General features: G+C 62.7%; 21 protein-coding genes. 7 read left to right on the top strand and 14 right to left on the bottom strand.

Annotation, left to right across the window (positions count from 1 at the left end):
• Positions 1-2: 2 nt before the first annotated feature.
• Together JHL16_RS02365 and JHL16_RS02360 are read right to left on the bottom strand one after the other, a co-directional pair.
• Entirely contained in the window at positions 3-386 is a 384-nt protein-coding gene (locus JHL16_RS02365) for an EthD domain-containing protein (protein ID WP_200183301.1), read from the bottom strand.
• A 136-nt stretch (positions 387-522) separates the two neighbouring features.
• Positions 523-1,311: a hypothetical protein gene (locus JHL16_RS02360; RefSeq protein ID WP_200183300.1), complete on the bottom strand. Its 789-nt coding sequence runs from the start codon at positions 1,309-1,311 to the stop codon at positions 523-525.
• Positions 1,312-1,471: 160 nt separating this feature from the next.
• Here JHL16_RS02360 and JHL16_RS02355 point away from each other — a divergent pair, with 160 nt between their 5' ends.
• Entirely contained in the window at positions 1,472-2,377 is a 906-nt protein-coding gene (locus tag JHL16_RS02355) for a LysR family transcriptional regulator (protein ID WP_200183299.1), read from the top strand.
• Here the strand turns inward: JHL16_RS02355 and JHL16_RS02350 are convergent.
• Positions 2,356-2,811 (bottom strand): GNAT family N-acetyltransferase, encoded by a 456-nt coding sequence (locus JHL16_RS02350; RefSeq protein WP_200183298.1) that lies wholly within the window; start codon positions 2,809-2,811, stop codon positions 2,356-2,358. The two genes, JHL16_RS02355 and JHL16_RS02350, sit on opposite strands and share 22 nt — an antisense overlap.
• 169 nt (positions 2,812-2,980) lie before the next feature.
• Here JHL16_RS02350 and JHL16_RS02345 point away from each other — a divergent pair, with 169 nt between their 5' ends.
• A complete protein-coding gene (locus JHL16_RS02345) occupies positions 2,981-3,511 on the top strand; it encodes an SRPBCC family protein (RefSeq protein ID WP_200183297.1) in 531 nt (176 codons plus the stop codon).
• 149 nt (positions 3,512-3,660) lie between these two features.
• Here the strand turns inward: JHL16_RS02345 and JHL16_RS02340 are convergent, their stop codons facing one another.
• Positions 3,661-4,116 (bottom strand): Lrp/AsnC family transcriptional regulator, encoded by a 456-nt coding sequence (locus JHL16_RS02340; protein ID WP_200183296.1) that lies wholly within the window; start codon positions 4,114-4,116, stop codon positions 3,661-3,663.
• A gap of 108 nt (positions 4,117-4,224) precedes the next feature.
• On the opposite strand from JHL16_RS02340, the gene JHL16_RS02335 reads away from it, so the two are divergent.
• Positions 4,225-5,406, top strand: coding sequence for an MFS transporter (locus JHL16_RS02335; RefSeq protein ID WP_200183295.1), 1,182 nt, complete (start codon positions 4,225-4,227; stop codon positions 5,404-5,406).
• On the opposite strand, the gene JHL16_RS02330 is transcribed toward JHL16_RS02335, so the two are convergent.
• Positions 5,381-5,743, bottom strand: coding sequence for a hypothetical protein (locus tag JHL16_RS02330; RefSeq protein WP_200183294.1), 363 nt, complete (start codon positions 5,741-5,743; stop codon positions 5,381-5,383). The genes JHL16_RS02335 and JHL16_RS02330 overlap by 26 nt on opposite strands.
• Positions 5,744-5,806: 63 nt before the next feature.
• Entirely contained in the window at positions 5,807-6,304 is a 498-nt protein-coding gene (locus tag JHL16_RS02325) for a hypothetical protein (protein ID WP_200183293.1), read from the bottom strand.
• 45 nt (positions 6,305-6,349) lie between these two features.
• On the opposite strand from JHL16_RS02325, the gene JHL16_RS02320 reads away from it, so the two are divergent.
• Both JHL16_RS02320 and JHL16_RS02315 read left to right on the top strand, forming a co-directional pair.
• Positions 6,350-6,754 (top strand): hypothetical protein, encoded by a 405-nt coding sequence (locus tag JHL16_RS02320; RefSeq protein WP_200183292.1) that lies wholly within the window; start codon positions 6,350-6,352, stop codon positions 6,752-6,754.
• A gap of 28 nt (positions 6,755-6,782) precedes the next feature.
• Positions 6,783-8,309 (top strand): endonuclease/exonuclease/phosphatase family protein, encoded by a 1,527-nt coding sequence (locus JHL16_RS02315; protein WP_200183291.1) that lies wholly within the window; start codon positions 6,783-6,785, stop codon positions 8,307-8,309.
• 3 nt (positions 8,310-8,312) lie between these two features.
• On the opposite strand, the gene JHL16_RS02310 is transcribed toward JHL16_RS02315, so the two are convergent.
• The 7 genes from JHL16_RS02310 to JHL16_RS02280 all read right to left on the bottom strand — a co-directional run bounded on the left by JHL16_RS02310 (position 8,313) and on the right by JHL16_RS02280 (position 16,997).
• Positions 8,313-9,203 (bottom strand): metallophosphoesterase, encoded by an 891-nt coding sequence (locus JHL16_RS02310; RefSeq protein WP_200183290.1) that lies wholly within the window; start codon positions 9,201-9,203, stop codon positions 8,313-8,315.
• A gap of 178 nt (positions 9,204-9,381) precedes the next feature.
• Complete coding sequence (locus JHL16_RS02305; RefSeq protein WP_200183289.1) at positions 9,382-10,164, bottom strand: carnitinyl-CoA dehydratase; 783 nt, start codon at positions 10,162-10,164, stop codon at positions 9,382-9,384.
• A gap of 3 nt (positions 10,165-10,167) precedes the next feature.
• On the bottom strand, positions 10,168-12,219 hold the full coding sequence (locus JHL16_RS02300) for an acetate--CoA ligase family protein (protein ID WP_210345934.1): 2,052 nt from the start codon (positions 12,217-12,219) through the stop codon (positions 10,168-10,170).
• 140 nt (positions 12,220-12,359) lie between these two features.
• Positions 12,360-13,523, bottom strand: coding sequence for an acyl-CoA dehydrogenase family protein (locus JHL16_RS02295; protein WP_200183288.1), 1,164 nt, complete (start codon positions 13,521-13,523; stop codon positions 12,360-12,362).
• Positions 13,524-13,527: 4 nt separating this feature from the next.
• A complete protein-coding gene (locus JHL16_RS02290) occupies positions 13,528-14,298 on the bottom strand; it encodes an SDR family oxidoreductase (RefSeq protein WP_246770739.1) in 771 nt (256 codons plus the stop codon).
• Positions 14,299-14,317: 19 nt separating this feature from the next.
• Positions 14,318-15,853: a 3-hydroxyacyl-CoA dehydrogenase NAD-binding domain-containing protein gene (locus JHL16_RS02285; RefSeq protein WP_200183287.1), complete on the bottom strand. Its 1,536-nt coding sequence runs from the start codon at positions 15,851-15,853 to the stop codon at positions 14,318-14,320.
• A 247-nt stretch (positions 15,854-16,100) separates the two neighbouring features.
• On the bottom strand, positions 16,101-16,997 hold the full coding sequence (locus tag JHL16_RS02280; protein ID WP_200183286.1) for a beta-keto acid cleavage family enzyme: 897 nt from the start codon (positions 16,995-16,997) through the stop codon (positions 16,101-16,103).
• Between the two features lie 95 nt (positions 16,998-17,092).
• Between JHL16_RS02280 and JHL16_RS02275 the strand changes: the two genes are divergently transcribed.
• Both JHL16_RS02275 and JHL16_RS02270 read left to right on the top strand, forming a co-directional pair.
• Positions 17,093-18,034, top strand: a complete 942-nt coding sequence (locus JHL16_RS02275; RefSeq protein WP_200183285.1) for a GlxA family transcriptional regulator — start codon at positions 17,093-17,095, stop codon at positions 18,032-18,034.
• The gene (locus JHL16_RS02270) at positions 18,031-18,990 is read left to right on the top strand and encodes a proline dehydrogenase family protein (protein WP_200183284.1); all 960 of its coding nucleotides are present in this window, start codon (positions 18,031-18,033) and stop codon (positions 18,988-18,990) included. Before JHL16_RS02275 ends, JHL16_RS02270 begins: the two co-directional genes overlap by 4 nt.
• Here the strand turns inward: JHL16_RS02270 and JHL16_RS02265 are convergent.
• Positions 18,976-19,572, bottom strand: a complete 597-nt coding sequence (locus tag JHL16_RS02265) for a DUF2585 domain-containing protein (protein ID WP_200183283.1) — start codon at positions 19,570-19,572, stop codon at positions 18,976-18,978. The two genes, JHL16_RS02270 and JHL16_RS02265, sit on opposite strands and share 15 nt — an antisense overlap.
• Positions 19,573-19,581 lie beyond the last annotated feature (9 nt).

Raw genomic sequence — 19,581 nt, 5'->3', positions numbered from 1 at the left:
AGTCAGCGGCGGCCTCGATTGCCGAAGATGGTGTGCTCCTCGGTCAGGAAGATGGACGAGTTGGCGAGGTCGATGAACTGCCTTTCGTCCTCGAGGAGGCGGGCATAGGCGGCCTGGCCTTCGCGGCTCGCGGCGCCTATCATGAGCTCGTCAAGCGACGTCCACCATATCTCAGCGACCCCGTCGAAAGGCGGCGCCGTTATCCCGCGCATTGCCGCGAGCTGGACGTTCACCGGTGCATCGATCGTATGGCTCTGGAAATAGTCGCTTGCACGTATCGCCGCCGCGACCTCGGTCACCAGCCGGCCGTGGACGAGCCAGCGCTCATGGAACGCTTGGAGCGAGAAGTCATTGCGCCGCCTGAGGGCGTAGATCAGCTTGATCATGATGTTCCCCGTCATTTGCTTCGAAGAAAAAAGGGGGAGCGCTCGTCACGCTCCCCCACGCCCCCGGCTCTTGTGCAGAAAACGGCCGGTTGTTCGACCTGACGCCTGTGGGGTCAGGTTCCTCATGCCACCGCGATCAGAGCTGCGGCAATGGATGCGGTGGAGAGACGGGGAAGGACGAGTGCGCCCCGCCGAGTGCCCGGGACCAAGGCAGCCATGAGGAGCCGATGAGGCTGGTCCGGTCGAAGAGTTTCGTCAGACCGAGCTCGCCGGGCAGCAGGCGACCGACAGGAGGGGCTGCCTCCAGCACGGCCAAACCTTTCGCGAGGGCGGTCGCCGGGTCCTTGTCGGCGCTCCTGGCGGCGACTGCGACGATGCCGATCTGCCTTTCCTCCGGCTGATACATCAGCCAGACGCTCGACAGCCCCTGCTTCTGGGCATCGTCCCGGATCGCCGGCCAGGCACGCGTGAGCAGGTCCGCCGCATCCTGGTTGGTGTAAGCATGGCGCTCGAAACGGTTGATGTGGTGCGCGGTGGCGAGCGGCTTGAAATCATGGGCGCCGGTAACCCGCCAGTAATGCTTGTCGACATGGACGAAAGAGGGACGCGTCCAGAATTTGACACCGGGCTCGGGCTCGAGCACCTCATTCGTGTAGTGGTTGTAGTCGAGAACATTCTCCCAGGTGTCGAAGAGATAGCGCCCGCCATTGTAGAGATACCCGGTGGCGGGATCGAAACGCAGCGGCGTGTATTTGTGCCGCATGCCCGGACGGATATCCATATTGGGGCGCTCGCGCTCCACCATGTCTATGAGGTTTTGTGGCGTTATATCCGCCGCCAGGGTGATATCGGACGTAAAACCGGCCTTGGCGTTGATCGGGCCGATATCGTAGCCACGGATCTCCGCCGTGATTTGAGCGTTCATGTTTGCCTCCGGATCCTGCCAACCAACTCAGTTCATCGTTAAGCACTCCCATGCGGACGAAGCGTGTGCCTCGCCGATGAGCAACACTGTAAGCGGGCTTGCACGCTGCGGTAGTAGCAAATATGACAGTCAGCCTATCGTTTGTGGAAGTGCACCAAAGATGGATCTGAATGCCGTGCAGATGTTTGTGAATGTCGTGCAGGCCGGCAGCCTGTCAGCGGCCGCATCGCGCCTGAACACGCCGCTGCCGACACTCAGCCGGCGGATGCGCGAGCTCGAGCAGGATCTCAAGGTTCAGCTTCTGGAACGCTCCGCACGCGGAATAAAGCTGACCGATGCGGGCATGCGCCTCTACGAACATGCGCTCCGCGGTATCGACGCGCTTCTCGAAGCCGAGCAGACGGTGAGGAGCGATCAGGACTGCCTGAGGGGACGCCTCAGATTGTCTTTGCCGCCGGTATTTGAGCCGTGGTGGGAACTGCTGAGCGCCTTTCAACGCGAATATCCGGGTATTCAGGTCAGCGTCTATGAAACGGAGCGGCGCGTCGATCTCGTCCAGGACGGCATTGATGTCGCGCTGCGCGTCGGCGCCATCATGCATGAGGCGATGGTCGCGCGGCTATTGCTGGCCTACCGCCATGTGCTGGTCGCCAGCCCCAGATTGTTGCGACGCCTCGGCGAGCCCGTCGTTCCGGAGGACCTCCATCGCTATCCTTGCGCCGGATGGTCGCGGGATGCGAGTGCACCGCCCATGTGGCGTCTGGGCGACATTGTCTTCGAGCCGAAGGCGATGCTGACCACGAACAATTACGAGCATCTGCGCAGCCGGGCGCTGGCCGGGGAGGCGGTGACCGAACTGCCGCCCTTCCTTGCGACGCAAGGCTTGCGTAGCGGTCATCTCTGCCCAGTGCTCGCCGGGCATCCCTTGCCGGAGCAGCAGATCAATCTGGTCTATCCCTCGCATCGCAATCCTTCCAGCATCGTGCGGGCCTATCTGAATTTCTGCCAAAGACAGATGTGCAGGTTTCTCAGCCCGACGCCGTATCAGCTCCCCGGCCAGCGATAGACGACGTCGCCGATGCCGATCGGCTCGTAGATGTACTCGGCCACGGCAATGAAGCCGTGACGCTCATAGAGGCGACGGGCAGGGTAGTTCTGCTGAGCACAGTGGAGCTCGAGGCCGGACGGGTAGAGCGACTTGGTGAAATCGAGACAGGCGGAGCCCATGCCGTGACCTTGCCAGCAGGGCGAGATGAACAGCCGGTCGATAAAAGCGGGCTTCAGCGTCAGGATGCCGACGACCACGCCGGCGACCTCGGGCACGAAACATCTTTCCCCGTGCGCCTGGGCCTCGCGGATGCGCTCGCGGCTCGCCGAGACGGGTTGGTCATAACCAAAAAACGCATAGGCCTGGCGGCATGCGGCATTGGCGGCTGCGGCCGCCGCGTCAAGATCGCGCGGCTCCAAGGGCCTGATGCAGAAGAGTTGGGCAGGGCGCATGGCCTAAGCTATAGAAGCGCCCGTCAGTCAGGACCAGAGCGCTTCCCGCCAAAGTTGCTCGACTTTGGCGATAAGGAAGCGCTCCAGATTATATGTATTCGAGCCCTTTTTCCGTTTTGATCGAATCGAAACGATTCGATCAAAACGGGAAGGGCTCCAGAAGGAAGCCATGAAGAAAGTCGTGCTGGGCGTCGTCTATGCGCTGATCGCGCTTCTCGTCGTATTCATGGGCGGCGCCTATGTGCTGCCGGGCGAGGCGGTGGTCGAACGCCGGATCACCATCGCGGCGCCGCCGGACAAAGTCTTCGCCATCGCCGCCGATCTCAAGCGGTTCAGGGAGCTCTCACCCTGGGCGGAGGTCGATCCCGGGCTGCATTATACGTTCGAAGGGCCGGAGATCGGCATCGGGCAGAAGATGTCCTGGACCTCCGACAATCCGCAGCTCGGCTCCGGTTCGCAGACGGTCGTCGACTACCAGCCCAACAAACGCTTCGCCACGACGCTCGATTTCGGCGGCATGGGCGATGCGGTGGCCTATCTGGATTTCTCGGCCATCGCCGACGAGACGCGGGTCACCTGGGGTTTCAAGACGCTTTTGCGCAATCCGCTCGAGCGCTGGATGGGGCTGCTCTACGATCGCACTTTCGGGCCCGACAATGAAAAGGGCCTCGCCAGGCTGAAGGCGCTGGCGGAGAAATAAAACGCGGCCCGATCGCCCTCTGGATCGGACCGCGCCTCCTGTCGCCTTGCACTTAGTGCCTAGTTACGGGAGACGCGTGTAAAGAGTTTCAATACCAACCCTGAAAACTCAGGGGTCGGCGAAAGGGCCCGTTAATAATTGGCTTTGACCTAATTTTTAGCGAAAAGCTCCGTTCGGGGACCGCGCTCCAGGAAGGTGTTGAGCGCGATATAGGAGCGGGTGCTGCGCACGCCTGGAATGTCATAGACGCGCTTCAGGAGCTGCTCGAGGGCCTGGGTGCCCTCGCAGCGGACTTTCAGGATCATGCAGCTGTCGCCGGCCACCGAATGGAGCTCCTCGACCCGCGGATCCTCGCCCATGGCCAGCATTTGTGGCGTCTTGCCCCAGCCCTCGGTGGTGACATGGACGAAAGCGAGGAGGGGGCAGCCGATGGCCTCGCCGTCGATTTCGATGGTGGTACGGCGGATGGCGCCTTCCTTCTTGAGCTTCTTCACCCGTTCATAGACGGAAGGGGCGGACAGGCCGAGCTTCTCGCCCAGGTCGCGATAGGCGATCGAGGCATCCTCGGCCATGATGGCTAACAGCTTTCGGTCGGTGGCATCCATTGCGGGTTATCCCTTAACGAGGTTTGGATGGTATAAAATAGCCATTCCTGATCATAACCATAACATGATATGGGAAAAATCGTAATCTCTCTATCAGAGTTAGACAAAATGACCGCCGTCACCAGCGCCCCGTCCTCGCAGAACCATCTGCTGATCCTGATGTGCGGCATTGCCGCCGTCGGCATTCAGGCGCTGATGCTGTCGCCGATGCTTCCCGACATCGCCCGCGCGCTGGCGGCAGGGCCGGTCGAGATCGGTATTGCCTCAGGCGCCTATGGTGTTGGCGTGGCGCTGGCGGCGCTGCTGGCGGCGCCCCGGCTCGGCCAGTGGCCGAAGCGCCAGGCCATGCAGATTGCTTTCGCCGTCATCGCGGCGGGCCTGGCGCTATGCGCGGCCGCCTTCGACTGGCGCGTGCTGGTGGCCGGACAGTTCCTCACCGGCCTTGCCGCCGGCGTAATCATCCCGGGCACCTACGCGCTCACCGCCGATCTGACTCCCGACCATATGCGCTCACGCGCCATGGGACGGGTGATCTTCGGCTGGTCGGTGGCGATGGTGGCGGGTGTGCCGGTCGCCGCCATCCTGTCGGACCTCGTCGACTGGCGCGGCACCTTCATTGCCGTCGCCCTGATCTCGGCCGTGATGATTTTCGGCATCGGGCTGTTACCGAGGGCGGAGGCGACGGCCGCTTCGCGGCCGGTGCCTTATCGCCGGGCGCTGGCGGTGAAAGGCATTCCGCTGGCCCTTGTCGCCACCTTCGTCTTCATGATCGGCTTCTATCAGACCTATACGTTTCTCGGCGATCACGCGCGCCATCTGCATCAGGCGGGCGCCTGGCTCGGCGGGCTTATCGCCTGCTCCTATGGCATCGGCTTCGGGCTCGCCGTCTTCTTCGATGGCTTCATCGACCGGATAGGCCCGGCGAAGCTGATGGCGGCCGCCTTGTTCGTCGTCGGCATCAACTACATTTTGCTGCCTTTCGCCACGCTCAATCTGTGGACGGCGATAGCCTATCCGCTGGTCTGGGGCCTCGTGCAGCATGTCGGCATGAATGTGCTCGTCTCCTATATCGGTGCGGCGCCGGCGGCCGAGCGTTCGACCGCCATGGGGCTCTTCTCCTTCATCACCTATGTCGCGGTGGGCATCGGCGGCGGCGTCTATGGCAGCGTCTATGCGGCTTACGGCTTCTTCGCCACCAGCCTCGCGGCAACGGCGAGCCTGTGGGTGGGGGCGGCGCTGGTGCTGCTGTTCCTGCCGAAGACGGTCAGTTCGTCTTCAGCGAGCCCGTGAAGGTCACGCGCGAGCATCCTTCGGGGCTCGCGCCGATGGCGAGGATCTTCACGCCGTCATATCTGCTCATCAGAACCCGTAGCGGCACGGGATTGGTCAGCGCGCACCCTTCGGAAATCTCCGAGCGGCACAGGAGGACATGGACCTCGGCGTTGCTTTGGTCTTCATAGGTGCAAAAGAGAGCGCCGCGCGCCGGCTTGCCTTGCATCGGGGCACCGAGAGGCGATGCGCCGGGGGCTTCGATCTCCGGCTCGGTCTCTGCCGCCTGGCCGCGCATCGATCCGCCCGCGACCGCGCACACGGCAAATATGACAAGAGCGGCAAGATTCGATTTCATGTTCACCGATATCGGGTCAGGGTAACCGGGGGCGCAATCCTACACCGTCCTTCTATGGCGGCGCTATGGGGCGTCCGCAAACGGGCGCCAGCCGGGATAGGCGGCACCTGCCCAAGGCGGCGCATCCGGAAGCTTGAGTTTGCCGACAAGGGTGACGGCCATGCATCCGTTCGGCAACGGAGCTAGCTTGACGATTTTTGCCGAGTCGAAGTCCTCCTCGAGGTCAGCGAGAGCTTGTGTCGTCGGCAATTCGCAAGACTTGCTGCTGCGGCATCGTAAGAGGTGAACTGAGGCCGATCGGAGTTCATGATAAACACAGTGAAGCGGATTGCCATAGAGTTCTCTGTCATCAATCGGCCCCAGAACGACAGGTGGCTTGTTGGGAGAAGGGCGTGTGGGCTGCACTGGTTCTGCGTTGGCATCCAATGCTGCAGCAACCATGAATGCGACAAGGATCGGTTTCATCCAGATGAGCTTTGCAATCCCAAGATGAATGTCGGCTGAAGAACAAATTCCGACATCGCCATGCCGGATTCCTGCTGACGGCATTCGCGCATCCATGGCAGTATGCTGAACGTTCATTCAATTAGAGCGAAGGATTTCAGGATGGCGGTCTTTCGGTTCTTGAGCGTCGTTGCGTTGCTGGCCGGACTGACCACGCCGGTCCTCGCCGGGAAGCAGATCGAATTCGTGCTGCCCTCCGGCAATATCGGCTGCATCTACACGCCCAAAGGCGGCACCGATGTCTATCAGCCGGTGGATGGCGGGCCGGAGCTTTCCTGCGACCGGGTCGAGCCCAAATATGCGCGCATCATCCTCGGGCCCAATGGGCGCGGCAAAATTTACAAGCAGGTCGGCGATGCGTCCTGTTGCTCGGCCGAGCCGGTGCTCGCCTATGGCAAGACATGGAAGGCCGGACCGTTCACCTGTCAGGCGTCGAGCAAAGGCCTCAAATGTGAGCGCGGCAAGAACGGCTTCGTCATGAGCCGGTCACGTCTGGAAGTGTACTGAGCATCAATAGCCAAGGGGAGAGATGGGGATGGCGAAGGGCTTGATCAGGATCATTCTGTGTTGCCTGGGGCTCATGCTGCCGGGCACGGCGTCGGCGCAGGACAGCGTGCCGCTCAAGGTCATGAGCTTCAATATCTGGTATGGCGGCGAGCAGTCGGATTTCGACGCGGTCATCCGGGCGATCAAGGCGGCCGATCCCGACATCATCGGCATCCAGGAGCCGGACGGCAATATCGAGAAGATCGCAGAGCTCGCCGGCTATTCCTATGTCGATACGCGCCGCCACATCATCAGCCGCTATCCGCTCTTCGATTCCGGCAATGGTGCCGCGCCCGAATCGTCAGGCCTCGTCTATTCGCTCAACGGCGTAGGGCCCGACACGGTGCATGCCTGGGTCATGGTCAGGCCCGGCAAGGCGGTCGCGGTCGCCAATCTGCATCTGACCAGCGATCCGTACGGACCCGAAGCGGTGCGCGACGGCAAGACGCTCGAAGAGGTGCTGAAGATCGAGACCGAGACGCGGGTGCCGGAAGCGCAGCCGATCGCCGACGCGCTCGGCAAGCTCGCCAAAGCGGGCGTGCCGGTGTTTCTCACCGGCGACTTCAACTCGCCGTCGCATCTCGACTGGACGGCGGAAGCGGCCAAGGCGCGTGCCCAGGTGAAATTCCCGGTCGAATGGCCGGCCTCGAAGGCCTTCGCCGACGCGGGGCTTACTGATTCCTATCGCGCGGTGAATCCCGATCCGGTGAAAAATCCCGGCCTCACCTGGACCGTCGGTTATCCGCAGCCCTATATCCGCCCGACTGAAACACTCGATCGCATCGACATGATCTGGTCGGCCAATGCCAAGCCGGTGGCGAGCGTGCTCGGCGGCGAGAAAGGCAATCCCGATGTCGGCGTCGTGGTCGATCCGTGGCCGTCCGACCATCGCGCGGTGATCTCGACCTTCGACGTGACGCCGGTCGATGCGCCGGCCCTGATCACGGTCGAGCCCCGGCCGGTGATCGCCGGCGAGGACTTCCGTCTGCGCGTCAACATGCCGGACAAATCCGACTGGAGCGCCATCGTCATGGTGCGCGACGGTGATCCGGCGACCGATGCGCTGACCGGTGTCGCCAATGTCGGCTTCTGGGATCGGCCCTCGATCAAGCTGACATTGCCCGGCTGGAGCGATGGCGGCGAATTCACCGCCGTGCTGCTCGACGCGCAAGGCAAGGAGATGGCACGTTCGCTCTTCACCATGCAGACGAAAGATGCGCAGGCGGATCTGCAAACCGACAAGGAAGTCTACAAACCGGGCGAGCCGATCCAGATTACCTTCAGCGATGCGCCGGGCTACAAATTCGACTGGATCGCGCTTTATGCGCGCGGGCAGGGCGATGCGAATGCCTTCAACTATCTGACCTATGTCTACACCAATGCGCGCTTCAACGGCACGGTGACGCTGGACGAAAATGCGCTGAGCGAACCCCTGGCGCCCGGCGAATATGAGCTGCGCCTGATGAAGGACGATCATTATGCCGTCCAGGCGCAGGCCTATTTCAAGGTGGAATGAAGGTTAGCCGCCGAGCTCGATCAGCACGATCTCGGGCGGCACGCCGAAACGTACCGGCAGGATGCTGCAGCCGAGGCCGCCCGACACAATCAGATGGCGGTCGTCCTCGACGACATGGCCATAGGCGAAGCGGTTACCATAGCCGGACGGCACCACTGGCGAATAGCCGAAGAGGCGCACCTGGCCGCCATGGGTATGGCCGGCGAGCGTGAGTGAAACGCGTTTAGGCACTTTGATGAAGGCGTCGGGCTCATGGATCATGAGAATGATGGGCGCGTCGTCGGTGACCTTGGCGAGCGTGCCGTCGAGATCGTCAACGCCTGTGAAGCGACCGCGGCCCCGGACGAAGGCAAGCTGGTCGCCGAGGCCCAGAAGCCAGAAGGGCCGGCCATTATGCTCGAGGCGCACACCGTCATTCTCATAGACGGGAATGCCGGCGGCTTTCAGCGTATCACCATAGAGGCTGGGACCGGATTGCCGCTTCTGCGCCGCCCGGTCGTCCCACCAGTCGTGATTACCGAGAATGGCGTGCCGGCCGAGTGGCGCCGCGAGGCCGGCGCAGGCCGCGGCAGTGTCCTTGATCGGAACTTGCCTGGTTATCATCCGATGGCCGGTGGAGAAATCACCCAGCAAGAGCGCAAGATCGGGTTTGAGCGCATTGGTCGTTTCGACGATGCGCTCGATCCGCCCAAGGCCCATATAAGGCTCGCCGGCATGAATGTCCGTCAAGACAGCGATGCGCAGCTTGAAGTCGGCGGGCCAGCCGGGCGGCGTCAGCTTGTATTGCTGCACGCGCAGCATGAAGCCCGGTTCGATGCCGAAGGCGTAGCCGGTCATCGCCGCGCCCGACAAAGCGAGACCGCCCAGCCATTTGAAGAACGTCCGGCGGTTCATACTGTTGATCTCATGAATTTATGGATGGAAAGGACTCTACAATCCTTACCCTGAGGTGGCCGCGCAGCGGCCCTCGAAGGGTGGCCAGCGGCACGATCCTTGTCCCTGGATCATGCTTCGAGGCTCGCTGCGCTCGCACCTCAGCATGAGGGTATCGGGAGCGGCTCATGGTTTCGCGCTAGCGACCTTTCCACACCGGCTTGCGCTTCTCGGCGAAGGCGCGGGCGCCTTCCTTCTGGTCGTCGCTCGCATAGAGCGTATCGACCGTCTTGAGCTTGCGCTTGGTGACGAGGTCGAAAGCTTCCTGAACGGTGAGGCGCTCGGTCTCGCGCACCGTTTCCTTGATGGCGGCGAAGACCAGCGGCGGGCCCTCGGCCAGCATGGCGGCCACTTCGCGGGCGCGGATCATCAGATTGGGCTGCGTGACGATTTCGTTCACGATGCCCCATTGCTTGGCTTCGTGGGCGTCCATGCGCCGTCCGGTGAAGAGAAGCTCCATCGCCACATGGTAGGGAATGCGGCGTGGCAATTTTATGGTGGCCGCGTCGGCCAGTGTGCCGGAGTTGATTTCCGGAAGTGCGAAGGTGGCGTGGTCGGCGGCGATGATGATGTCGGCCGAGATCATGATCTCGAAGCCGCCGCCGAAGGCGATGCCGTTGACCGCGGCGATCACCGGCTTGTTGAGGCCGGGCAATTCCTGCAGGCCGCCGAAGCCGCCGACGCCATAATCGGAATCAGGTGCCTCGCCTTCCGCCGCGGCTTTCAGATCCCAGCCGGGGCAGAAGAATTTCTCGCCCGAGCCGGTGAGGATCGCCACGCGCAGTTCCGGATCGTCGCGGAATTTGGCGAAGGTCTCACCCATGATGCGGCTCGTCGGCGCGTCGATGGCGTTGGCCTTGGGCCGGTTGATGGTGACTTCGAGAATCTTGCCGCGGCGTTCGACAATGAGAGGTGACGACATGAGCTAACCTTTGCGCATTGCGATGAGGGCATCGACCGCCACGGCACCTTGACCTGGAGGCAGGACGAGCAGGGGATTGACATCGAGCTCCTCTATAAGGCCCCGATGCGCCTCGGCAAAGCCTGCAATTGCCTCGACCGCCTTGATCACACCCTCCTGATCACCAGATCTGTTGCGGAAGCCTTCGACGAGCTTCCATACTTTCAACGACTTGAGTGCGCGTTCGATCTCAGGCCGCGACGCCGGCAGGATGAGCGTTGCCGAATCTTTGAGCAGCTCGGTGAGAATGCCGCCGGCGCCGAGCACCAAAGCCAGACCGAATTGCGGATCGGATTTGAGACCGACGATCAGCTCGGCGACGGCGCCCGTCACCATGCGTTCGACGATGACTTCATCCGCGAGCCTGGCCATGCGCTGCGCCGCCGCTTCGACCTCAGTTGCGTTCTTGAGATTGAGCGCCACGCCGCCGGCTTCCGTCTTATGCGCGATCGCGGCGGATGAGACCTTGAGCGTGACCGGGAAGCCGAGTTTTTCCGCTGCCTTCACCGCATCGCCGGTCTTGCAGACGATGCCGTCCGGCACGCTGAGGCCAAAGCTCTTCAGAAGCTGCTTGGCGTCATATTCGGTGAGCGTCGTCAGCTCGCCGCCTCGTTCGGTGGTCGTGACGAGGGTCGGCACCTTGTCGCGGCGCGCCCAGTTGCGGCCGATGAAGGCCGCTGCCTCGAAGGCGGTCAGCGCATCATCGAGCCCCATCATCGGGGCGACGCCGGCGGCCGCCATTTCCTCGGCGAGCGGCAGAGGCAGGCATTCGGGAAGGCTCGCCACCATCGCGGCGCGGGCCTTGGTCGCCTGTGCCGCGGTGCGCAGCGCACGCGCCGTGGTGAGCCAGCCATCGGGCTTCATCGCCGGATTGGTGGGCACGTCGAGAATCAGCATCGACACATCGAAGCCACCGCCAAGAACCGCGGAGAAGGTGGCGGTGAGCTTGTCTTCCTGGTTCCAGATGAAGGTGTGATAGTCGAGCGGATTGTCGATTGACACATATTCATTGAGCGTCGCCGCCACTTTCGGCTTGGTGCAGGAATCGAATTCAGGGAAGCTCACCTTCTTGCCCATCGCCATGTCGGCGATGAGAGCGGCTTCGCCCCCCGAGCAGCTCATCGAGACGAGGCGATTGTCCTTGAGGGGGCCGCCATTGTGCAGGAATTTGAGTGTCTCGACGAAGGCTGTGACGGACGTCATGCGGGCGACGCCGCAGCGTTCGAAGAGGGCGTCATACAGCGTGTCGGCGCCGGCGAGCGAGGACGTGTGGCTCATTGCGACCTTGGCGCCTTGCTCGGAACGGCCGGTCTTGAGCGCGACCACGGGCTTGCGGTTCTTTCGCGCGACCTCGGCGGCCCTGGCGAAAGCTGGAATGTCCTTGAGCCCTTCGATGTGAAGGCCGACGGCGGTGATGCGGTCATCCTCGGCCAACGCCTCGAGCATGCGGGCGATGTCGACATCGGCCTGGTTGCCGATGGCGAAGACGGCGGCCACGGGGAGCGCGCGGCGCGTCATGGTGAAGTTGCAGGCGATGTTGCCGGACTGGGTGATGATGGCGACACCACGCTCGAGATGCGACAGGCCATGCTCGTCCGGCCACAAAGCGGCATTGGCCAGGGCATTGACGAAGCCGTAGCAATTGGGACCCATCAGCGGCATGCCGTCCGCCGCCTCGAGAAGCTGGCGCTGCAATTCCTTGCCGGTCTCGCCCGTCTCGGAAAAGCCCGAGGCGTAGATGACGGCGCCACCGCAGCCGATCTTGCTCAGATGGCGGACGATCTCGATGGTGGGCTCGCGCTTGACGGCGACGAAGGCCGCGTCCGGCACGCCGTCGATCTCTTCGACCGAGCGGATGCAGGCAATGCCGCCCAATTGCTCGCGCTTGGGGTGGACAGCCCAGATCTTGCCGGTGAAGCCCAAGGCAAGCGTGCGTTTGATGGCGACGTCGCATTCATGACCGCCGATGAAGGCGATGGACGCGGGCGAGAGCAGGCGGGTGAGGGATGTTGTCATGATGTTTTGTCTAAGGGAGAGACCACCCGACCCCCACCCCGTCCCTTCGGGCCGATCCTCCCCACAAGGGGGAGGGTAAACTCTATTCCCCTCCCCCTTGTGGGGAGGGGTTAGGGGTGGGGGTCGGGCAGTTGCTCCGTCTATCCTCCAAGTGGTCTGAGCAAAGCGCGTGAAATGATGTGGCGCTGGATCTCGCTGGTACCTTCCCAGATGCGCTCGATGCGGGCGTCGCGCCAGATGCGCTCGAGCGGCAATTCCTCCATCACGCCCATGCCGCCATGGATCTGGATGGCTTCGTCGGCGACCATGGCCAGCATCTCGGTGGCTTTGAGCTTGGCCATCGCCATATCCATGTCCTCGACAGTGCCCTGGTCGTATTTCCAGGCCGCTTCGAGGGTGAGGAGCCAGGCGGCTTTGTATTCGAGCGCCATGTCGGCGAGCTTGAAGGAGACGCCCTGAAACTTGCCGATCTGCTGGCCGAACTGGACGCGGTCGACCGCCCATTGCTTGGCGTGCTCCAGTGCGCGCTCGGCGCGGCCGATACAGGTGGCGGCGACCTGAAGGCGGGTGGCGCCGAGCCAGGAATTAGCCACCTCGAAACCTTTGTGTACTTCGCCCAGCACGGCGGATTTGGGCAGGCGGCAATCGGTGAATTCGAGGATGCAGTTGTTGTAGCCTCGATGCGAGACATTGCGGTAGCCGTAGCGCACCACGAAGCCCGGATGGCCCTTGTCAACCAGGAAGGCGGTGATGAGCTTCTTCTTGCCACGCGGCGTGTTCTCCTCGCCCGAGGCGGCGAAGAGAATGACGAAATCGGCGACATCGGCGTGGCTGATGAAGTGCTTCACGCCGTTGATGACGAAATCGTCGCCTTGCTGGACGGCGGCGCATTTCATGCCGCGGACATCGGAGCCCGCACCCGGCTCGGTCATGGCGAGGCAGTCCGACTTCTCGCCGCGCACCGCCGGGAAGAGATATTTCTCGCGCTGCTCGCCCTCACACGCCATCAGGATGTTCGACGGGCGCGCCACGCAGTTCCAATGCAGCGCGTAATTGGCGCGGCCGAGCTCGCGCTCATACATGACCCAGGTCTGGGTATCGAGACCGGCGCCGCCCGCTTCCTCGGGCATGTTGGCGGCATAGAGTCCGGCTTCGATGGCCTTGGCCTTCAGCTCCTCATAGAGGTCCTTGCGCAATTCGCCGGTGCGTTCGACTTCCGCCTCATGCGGGAAAAGCTCGTTCTCGACGAAATCGCGCGTCGTCTTGACGATCATGCGCTGCTCGTCGGTGAGGGCGAAATCCATGGAGTCAGCTCCCTATATGGAAGGTTTCAGAATGGCCGTCGACCGAGATCGCCTGGCCGGTCACCATCTTGGAGGCGGGCGAAGCCAGGAAGAGACACATATCGGCGATCTCCTCCGGCTTGACGAAACGCTTGATCGATTGAGCCTGGACATAGTCCTTGTAGACGACGTCGAAGGCGACGCCGCGGCTGTCGGCCTCGGCCTTGATGACACGCTCCATGCGCGGGCCTTCGACCGAGCCCGGGCAGATGGCGTTGACGCGCACATCATAGGGACCGAGCTCGACGGCGAGCGACTTCGAGAAGCCGATCACCGCCCATTTGGCCGCCGCATAGGGTGTCCTGAGGCCATAGCCATAAAGACCGGCGGTGGACGAGATGTTGATGATGGAGCCGGAACGCTGCTCCTTCATCACCGGGGCGGCGCGCCTGGCACACAGGAACTGCGCATCCAGGCAGACGCTCAGGCATTCGCGCCAGTCGTCGAGCTTCAGCTCCTCGACATAACCGGTCGGCCCCTTGATGCCGGCATTGTTGATGAGCACGTCGAGGCCATCCATGTCGTCGAGCGCGTCGTCGAACCACTGGTCGACCGCTTCCTCGTCGGTGATATCGAGATGGGTGGCGGCGATCTGCGGGTATTTCTCGGTCGCTTCACCGAGGGCCCGTTCGTCGACATCGCAAATATGGACCTTGGCGCCATTGTCGGCGAAGGCCCGGGCGATGGCCCAGCCGATGCCGGAGCCGCCCGCCGTGATCATGACACGCTGAAGCATGGTTTCCTCCCGAAGATAATCAGCGTTTCTTCTTAGCGGCCTTCTTCTTGACGGCCGGTTTCTTCTTCGCCGCCGGCTTCGTCTTTTTAGGCACGTTCATGACGCGGCCGAGCTCGGCCGGGGCCTTCAGCTTCTTGTGCTCGGCCCAGACGGCGGAGAGCGCTTCGAATATGTCGGCACGCATCGGGGAGACCTTGCCGGCCTTCTGGTCGACATGCAGCTGCATGATCTCATTGGTGGCGACGAGCTCGCCGGTCTTGCCATGCAGCATGCGGTGGAAGAGATGCATGCGCTTCTCATCGAGGCCGACTAGCTGGGTCTCGATGGTGAAGGGCTCGCCCGCTTTCATCTCACGATAGTAGTTGAGATGCGTCTCGGCGGTGAAAAAAGTCAGCCCTGACACGCGATAGGCCTCGTCGTCACCGATATAGCGGAAGAAGGCGTCGAGACCATCGCCGAAGGCCACCAGATAATAAGCGTCCTGCATGTGGTTGTTGTAATCGACCCAGGAGGTCATCACCGTGCCGTGGTGAAGGGCGAGGGGACCGCCGACCTTGGCGCCCTTCTTCCAGCGCTTCAGCGCCTTCAGGCGGCGCTCTTCCTCGCGCGCCAGCACGAGGCCGGCGCCGACCTTGTGCTGCTTGAAGAGATGCATCATGTCGACGAGGACGTCGTTGCGCTTGGCCTCGATCTCGGCGACGGTCAGGCCGTCGGCCTGGGCCTCGCAGCCTTCGACGAGCCGCTTCTCCAGCGCGTCATTCCACTTCGGATATTTGAGATCGGTCCAGGGCAGGTCGAGCGTCGGGTCGAACTGATTGATGAAAGCGCGCATGCCGCCAGGGCCGCCGGCCGCATGATAGGTGAGGAACGAGCCCATGAAGGCCCAGCGCATGCCGGCCGAATAGACGATCGAGTCATCGATATCGGCGGTGGTGCCGATGTCCTTGTCGAGGACATGCAGCGCCTCGCGCCACAGAGCCTCCTGGAGACGGTCGCAGATATAGCCGTCGATTTCCTTTTTGAGGCGCAGCACATGCATGCCGACGGCTTCGAAATATTTGCCGGCGCGGTCCATCGCTTCGGATGAGGTCTTGTCGCCCGGCACTGTCTCGACGAGCGGCAGCAGATAGACCGGGTTGAAGGGGTGCGCGATGATCACACGCTCCGGATGGGCGCATTCGGACTGGAGCCTGGAGGGCAGGAAGCCCGAGGAAGAAGAGGCGATGATGACATCCGGACGGCTCAGCGCGTCCAAATCCTTGAACAGCTTGATCTTGAGCGCCTCACGCTCGGGCGCGGCTTCATGAATGAAGTCAACTTTGGACGCCATCTCCTTGAGATCTATGGTGAAACTGAGCTTGCCTTTCTTCACCTTAGGGGTGTTGAGGAGACGGATCATGGACGGCCAGGCGACGTCGATGGCGGCCCTGAGCTTGGCTTCGGCCTCGGGGACGACGTCATAGGCGATGACGTCGTAACCCCGGATGAGCAGGCGCGCCGCCCAGCCGGCGCCGATGAGACCCGTTCCCGCAATGCCGACGGTCTTGATGGACATGGATGTTTCCTCTCGAATCTTTGCGATTTCATTTTCCCTCCCCCTTGCGGGGAGGGATCAAGGATGGGGGTCGGGTGGTTTCTCAGATGATCGAGGCTGCAATTGAGAAACTGCCCGACCCCCACCCCCCAACCCAACCCGCCCTTCGCTTACGCTCCGGGCGCTTGTCACTCAAAAAGGTCCACCGGACCTTTTTGTCGGCTTCGCCGCCGTTCCTCGCCCCCACAAGGGGGAGGGGAACTAGGCCTTAGCTTTTCCTTGGCTTCAGTTTCAGGATGTCGCGTGCTTCGTCGGGGCTCGCGACCTTGGAGCCGAGGATCTCGATGATCTTCACGGCGCGCTCGGTGAGCGTGCCGTTCGAGGCATAGACGCCTTTTTCGAGATAGAGATTGTCCTCGAGGCCGACGCGCACATGGCCGCCGAGGAGGACAGCCTGCGCCACCATCGGGAACTGGTTGCGGCCGATGCCGAAGGCGGCCCAGACGGCGTTCTTCGGCAATTCGCCGACCTGGTAGGCCATGGTCTGGGTGTTGACGGGCGCACCCCACGGAATGCCGAGGCAGAGCTGGAACATCGGCGGCTCGTCGATGAGGCCTTCGGCGACGAGCTGCTTGGCGAACCACAGATTGCCGGAGTCGAAGATCTCCATCTCGGGCTTCACGCCATAAGACTGGATGAGCTTCGCCTGCTCGCGCAACTGCGTCGGGGTCTGGACGACGATGGTGTTGCCGTCGCCGAAATTGAGGGTGCCGCAATCGAGCGTGCAGATTTCGGGACGCAGCTCCTTCACATGGAGGAGGCGTTCGGCCGGACCGACCAGATCGGTATTGGCCTCGTTGAACTGGCGCGGCGTCTCGCCGGGGCCGATCTCGACATCGCCGCCCATGCCGGCGGTGAGGTTGATGATCACCGTCTTGTTCTTGGCGCGGATGCGCTCGACGACCTCGGCATAGAGCTCGACGTTCCGCGCGCCCTTGCCGGTCTTCGGGTTGCGCACATGGCAGTGGACGATGGCGGCGCCGGCATCGGCGGCCTCGAGCGCCGCATTGGCGATCTGCTCAGGGGTTACCGGAATGGCCGGGTGCTTGCCGACCGTGTCGCCCGCACCGGTCACGGCGCAGGTGATGATGACTTTCGGATTCATTCTGTCCTCCCTGGGAATTGGATCGGCGCAGAGTAAGGTCGGATTTTTGATAGGATTTGACTTTTTCCGCCATCAGCTTGATATTTACCGCCGCCATGGCCCGCGATATCGCCTTCCTGCTCATTCCGCGTTTTTCCATGATCGCGCTGTTTTCGGCGCTCGAGCCTTTGCGCGTCGCCAACCGCTTCGCCGGGGAGGTGTTCTCCTGGCGCTTCGTCTCGATGGATGGCGAAGCGGTGGTCGCCTCCAACGGCATCCCGGTATCGGTCTCGGCGAGCCTGGAGGACATCGGCCGGCCGGATGTGGTCTTCGCCTGTGCGTCCTATGAGCACGAGGCCGGCATGGTGCGGCCGGTGCTCAATGAATTGCGCCGGCTCGCCCGCAATGGCGCGCTTCTGGGCGCGGTCGATACCGGCGCCTTCCTGCTGGCGGGGGCGGGCGTGCTCGACGGTTACCGCGCCACCTGTCACTGGGAGACGCTGCCGGCCTTTCGCGAAAGCTATCCTGAGATCGATGTGGCGGACGAGACCTATGTGCTCGACCGCGGCCGCATGACCGCGTCCGGCGGTGCGGCGGCACTCGACATGATGCTCGACTGGCTGGGCTCGATCGAAAGCGAGGCGTTGGCGCAGAAGGTGGCCGACACGCTGGTCCATACCCGCCATCTCAATCATCCGGGCGAGGCCCGGGTCCCGGTCGGCACGCGTTACCGGGTCGGCGATCCACGCCTCGTCAAAGCGATCCGTTTGATGGAGGAGCATGTCGAGGACAAGCTCACCTTGAAGGACGTGGCGGCGACGTCTGGGCTTTCCGACCGCCAGCTCGAGCGCCTGTTCCACCAGCATCTGCAGACGACGCCGGTCGGCTTCTACCGGCAATTGCGGCTCGATAGGGCGCTGCGCCTTCTGACCTATTCGCGGCTTAGCGTGCGCGACGTGGCGCTCGCCACCGGATTCTCGACGCTCGCCGAATTCTCCCGCGCCTTCAAACAGAAATATGGCCGGCCGCCGAGCCATGCCAGGATGAGCATTGCATGAAACGACTTTGGCAGAGAGGCATGATTGCGCTCGCCCGCTCGAGCGCCGTCAAGGATTTCATGCAAGGCCGGGACGGCATGAGGAAGCTGGCCCAGCGCTTCGTGGCGGGACCCGATGTCGCGTCCGCCTTCGCCACGGCGGAGCGTCTTCTCGACGAGAAGGGCATCCGCACCTCGTTCTATTATCTCGGCGAATATGTCGACCGGCTGGAGCTGGTACAGGAGAATGTCGACCAGAAGCTCGCCATCGCCGCCAGGCTCGCCGATGCCGATCTCGATGTGCATATCTCGGTCGATCCGACCCAGATCGGGCTGCAGACCGATGCGGAGCAGGTGGGGCCGCGCGCCCGCAGCATCGGCCGCGCCATCGCGCTCGCTTCCGGCGGCAAGCCCGGTTTGCATTGCCTCATGCTCGACATGGAGGATGCGAGCGTCGTCGATGTCACTTTGGCGCTGCATGACGATCTCCGGCGGCTGGAGCTGCCCGCCGCGGTGACGCTGCAGGCCTATTTGCGGCGCACCGAAGGTGATCTGATCAGGCTGATCGCGGCCGGCGCCAAAGCGCGCCTCGTCAAGGGCGCCTTTGTCGGTGCGAAACATGTGGCCTTCGCGACGGAGCCCGAGATCAAGGCCAATTATCGCAAGCTCGTGGCGCTGATGCTGAGCGAGGAAGCGCGCGAAAGTGGTTTCTATCCAATCATCGCCACCCATGATGACCGCATCCAGGCCGAGGCGTTGGCGCTCGCCCGCGAGAATGGCTGGCCGCAGAGCACTTATGAATTCGAGATGCTTTTGGGCGTGCGCAGTGATGTCGCCGAGGCGCTGGCACAGCAGGGCGAAAGGGTCCGCCTCTATGTGCCCTTCGGGCGCGACTGGTGGCCCTATGCGATCAGGCGGATCGGCGAAAATCCCGCCAATGGCGTGCTGCTCGCCCGCTCCTTGCTAGCGCGACGGTAAAGCCGCCTGCCATTCCTTGATCCAGTCGAGCGGCCAGGTCAGCATGATGATATTGAGGGTGAGGTTGTCGCGGATCATGAAGCCGGTGAACACCTCGAAGAAGATGGCGAGCGCCACCGTCACCCAGACTGGGGCGCGCCAGGCGAGGAAGAAACCCGCCACCATCGCCAGGATGTCGCTCACCGAATTGATGACGCTGTCGCCGAAATAATCGAGCGAGACGGTGGCTTCACGATAGCGGTTGATGATGAAGTCGCTGTTTTCGGTGATCTCCCAGGCGCCTTCGACGAGAATGGCGAGGCAGAGCCTGAGTCCTAAGGGCCAGCGCCGGCCGATGAGCCACAGGAGCCCATAAAAGATAAAGCCATGGATGAGGTGGGAGGGCGTGTACCAGTCGGTGAGATGCTGGGAGTTCTCCGAGCTCATCACCACGCCATGCCAGAGCTTGACATAGCCGCATTTGCAGATGGGTTCGCGGCCCATAGCGAGAAGGATGACGGCGCAAGCGATGACGAGCAGGGCGGCGGCCAACCAATAGATCGTCTGCCGGCGCACCGTCGCGGGGTAGGTCGTGTCCGTCATGCGATTCGA

Source organism: Taklimakanibacter albus (assembly GCF_016595235.1).
Lineage (GTDB): Bacteria > Pseudomonadota > Alphaproteobacteria > Rhizobiales > Aestuariivirgaceae > Taklimakanibacter > Taklimakanibacter albus.
This window is presented reverse-complemented; position numbering and strand designations above follow the sequence as displayed.

Coding starts and splice junctions, on each gene's coding strand:
- JHL16_RS02350 (WP_200183298.1), bottom strand. CDS start 2,811: ATGCGCCCTGCCCAACTCTTCTGCATCAGGCCCTTGGAGCCGCGCGAT.
- JHL16_RS02360 (WP_200183300.1), bottom strand. CDS start 1,311: ATGAACGCTCAAATCACGGCGGAGATCCGTGGCTACGATATCGGCCCG.
- JHL16_RS02365 (WP_200183301.1), bottom strand. CDS start 386: ATGATCAAGCTGATCTACGCCCTCAGGCGGCGCAATGACTTCTCGCTC.
- JHL16_RS02330 (WP_200183294.1), bottom strand. CDS start 5,743: ATGAAATCGAATCTTGCCGCTCTTGTCATATTTGCCGTGTGCGCGGTC.
- JHL16_RS02315 (WP_200183291.1), top strand. CDS start 6,783: ATGGCGAAGGGCTTGATCAGGATCATTCTGTGTTGCCTGGGGCTCATG.
- JHL16_RS02275 (WP_200183285.1), top strand. CDS start 17,093: ATGGCCCGCGATATCGCCTTCCTGCTCATTCCGCGTTTTTCCATGATC.
- JHL16_RS02335 (WP_200183295.1), top strand. CDS start 4,225: ATGACCGCCGTCACCAGCGCCCCGTCCTCGCAGAACCATCTGCTGATC.
- JHL16_RS02285 (WP_200183287.1), bottom strand. CDS start 15,853: ATGTCCATCAAGACCGTCGGCATTGCGGGAACGGGTCTCATCGGCGCC.
- JHL16_RS02355 (WP_200183299.1), top strand. CDS start 1,472: ATGGATCTGAATGCCGTGCAGATGTTTGTGAATGTCGTGCAGGCCGGC.
- JHL16_RS02345 (WP_200183297.1), top strand. CDS start 2,981: ATGAAGAAAGTCGTGCTGGGCGTCGTCTATGCGCTGATCGCGCTTCTC.
- JHL16_RS02265 (WP_200183283.1), bottom strand. CDS start 19,572: ATGACGGACACGACCTACCCCGCGACGGTGCGCCGGCAGACGATCTAT.
- JHL16_RS02340 (WP_200183296.1), bottom strand. CDS start 4,116: ATGGATGCCACCGACCGAAAGCTGTTAGCCATCATGGCCGAGGATGCC.
- JHL16_RS02300 (WP_210345934.1), bottom strand. CDS start 12,219: ATGACAACATCCCTCACCCGCCTGCTCTCGCCCGCGTCCATCGCCTTC.
- JHL16_RS02280 (WP_200183286.1), bottom strand. CDS start 16,997: ATGAATCCGAAAGTCATCATCACCTGCGCCGTGACCGGTGCGGGCGAC.
- JHL16_RS02325 (WP_200183293.1), bottom strand. CDS start 6,304: ATGGATGCGCGAATGCCGTCAGCAGGAATCCGGCATGGCGATGTCGGA.
- JHL16_RS02310 (WP_200183290.1), bottom strand. CDS start 9,203: ATGAACCGCCGGACGTTCTTCAAATGGCTGGGCGGTCTCGCTTTGTCG.
- JHL16_RS02290 (WP_246770739.1), bottom strand. CDS start 14,298: ATGCTTCAGCGTGTCATGATCACGGCGGGCGGCTCCGGCATCGGCTGG.
- JHL16_RS02305 (WP_200183289.1), bottom strand. CDS start 10,164: ATGTCGTCACCTCTCATTGTCGAACGCCGCGGCAAGATTCTCGAAGTC.
- JHL16_RS02270 (WP_200183284.1), top strand. CDS start 18,031: ATGAAACGACTTTGGCAGAGAGGCATGATTGCGCTCGCCCGCTCGAGC.
- JHL16_RS02295 (WP_200183288.1), bottom strand. CDS start 13,523: ATGGATTTCGCCCTCACCGACGAGCAGCGCATGATCGTCAAGACGACG.
- JHL16_RS02320 (WP_200183292.1), top strand. CDS start 6,350: ATGGCGGTCTTTCGGTTCTTGAGCGTCGTTGCGTTGCTGGCCGGACTG.